Here is a 1,968-nt window from a genome sequence, read left to right on the forward strand (position 1 = left end):
GGGCGCCGGTTTGATGCATGATCGCAACGCAATCATGCAGATGGGCCAGGGCCTTGTCACGAATCCGGGTATCGGGATGGGTGAGCGAGCCAAGGCGATAATCCTCGTCCTGGAACAGATTGGGGTTGATGGCGCCGATCGCGATGCCGCGATCGGCGGCGAAGCGACCGAGGGCTAACGCATTGTCCACCTTATCCCACGGGATATGCAGCGCTACGCGCGAGGCGATGCCGGTCATGCGGTGAACCTCCCCTGCGTCCTCGATCTTTTCCCACACGCTGCGCGCTGCACCGGGACTGGCGAAGGTTTTGAAGCGGGTGCCCGTGTTGCCGAACGCCCAGCTTGGCGTTTCGATGATCTGCGCGTCGAGCTGTGCGATAAAGGTTGCGTCGTCCATCAATCCTCCGCGACGATCAGCCGGATGTCGGCTGCTTCCAGGGCTGCGAGATCGGCCTCTGCTGGCATCGCATCGGTGATGACGACGTCGATTTCGGTCAAAGTTGCGATGGTTGCCAGCGCCCGTCTACCGAATTTCGAAGAGTCGATCAACGCGATCGCAGTTGCACCTGAGCGCAGCATGGCGCGTTTGGCACCAACCTCTGGCAGATAGGAATCAGTCAGGCCGAGTACTGCGTGAAATCCCCTGGTGGAGAAGAATACCTTGTCAGGGTGTAGGCAGGCCGTAACGTCTTCGAACAAAACGCCAGTGAAGGAGCGCGCTGGGGCGTGAAACGCACCGCCGACCAGCACAAAATCGACCCCAGCGGCGGCGAGCGTGGTCGCGGCATCGAGGCTCGAGACAATGGCCGATACCCCGTTCCCGGTAAGCATACGCACCAGATGCAGTGCTGTGGTCGAGGCATCCAAAGCGATCGTGTCGCCTGGCTCGATGAGACTGAGGGCGGCCCTCGCGATTGCAGATTTCGCCTCGGTGTGGCGGCTGGCGCGCAGCTGGTGGCTGAGTTCCTCGCTCATGCGCTCACGTAGCCGGGCACCGCCGCGCACCCGCTCCATCAACCCCTGCTCCGCCAGCGCATCGAAATCACGCCTGATCGTCATGTCGTGGACGCCGAACTCAGCGGCGAGATCGCGGACGCGCAGGACCGGCGCGTTGACGGCACGGCGGAGGATTTCCGCCTGGCGCAGCGTGTCACTCATGGCGGGCACACCCGCTTTGAACATTTATATGTGCGTTCCCACATCCCAATCATCGTTTACGTCACAACGCGCGGCCTCACAAGTGATGGTCTGATGAGTTGTTTATTTGCCTTATATAGCGCCGCACAATCGCGAACTAAATTGGTCGGGTTAGGTAAGAAAGAAATCGCTTCTTTTTAAAAAACAGGACCTTTCCCGCTACCCTGCCCTACTCACTTGACAGATCAATGTTTATTCATGTTAACTTCCAAAGATAAACTGAACCCAGAGGTTCGGATTAATCAATCTCTCGGAGGGAAACGCGCCATGAAGCATCATTTTCGGTCACCATCGATCCTGGTCGGCCTTGCCTTGCTTGTTGCCGGTTGCGGCACAGCGCTGGCCGCTGAGCCGAATATCGCATTCGTGCCGAAACTGGTCGGGATTCCGTATTTTTCGGCGATGAAACAGGGTTTTGAGCAGGCTGGTAAAAAGTTCGGTGCACACATTATTTATCAGGGACCGACCACAGCTTCGGTTTCAGGCCAAGCTGAGATCGTGCAGAGCCTGATTAACAAGCATGTCAGTGCGGTCGGTGTTTCCGCGAACAGTCCGACGGCGCTCGAGGCACTGGCGAAGCAAGCTAAGGATCATGGCATCCTGTTCTATTCGACGGATTCGCAGGTCGATGGTCCGGACGTTGATCTGCGGGTGCAGCAGACCAGTAATAAGGCGTTGGCCGATGCCGTGATCGATCAATTGGCGAAGGCGATCGACGGAAAGGGTGAGGTCGCGTTCGTTTCCGGTGGTCCGACCGCGACCAATCTGAAC

2 protein-coding genes and 1 pseudogene are annotated in these 1,968 nt (G+C 58.2%); 1 reads left to right on the plus strand and 2 read right to left on the minus strand.

Going from position 1 to position 1,968, the window contains the following annotated elements; all coding sequences use genetic code 11:
* A pseudogene (locus ACP5E6_RS18795) lies at nucleotides 1–397 on the minus strand (sugar isomerase); the annotation flags it as partial.
* Nucleotides 397–1,182, minus strand: a complete 786-nt coding sequence (locus ACP5E6_RS18800) for a DeoR/GlpR family DNA-binding transcription regulator (RefSeq protein WP_427956967.1) — start codon at nucleotides 1,180–1,182, stop codon at nucleotides 397–399. The gene ACP5E6_RS18800 and the pseudogene ACP5E6_RS18795, both read right to left, overlap by 1 nt.
* Before the next feature lie 213 nt (nucleotides 1,183–1,395).
* On the opposite strand from ACP5E6_RS18800, the gene ACP5E6_RS18805 reads away from it, so the two are divergent.
* On the plus strand, nucleotides 1,396–1,968 hold a 573-nt coding region (locus ACP5E6_RS18805), incomplete at its 3' end, for a substrate-binding domain-containing protein (protein WP_427956970.1).

Origin of the sequence: Acidiphilium sp., from assembly GCF_049977125.1 — a bacterium.
Lineage (GTDB): Bacteria > Pseudomonadota > Alphaproteobacteria > Acetobacterales > Acetobacteraceae > Acidiphilium.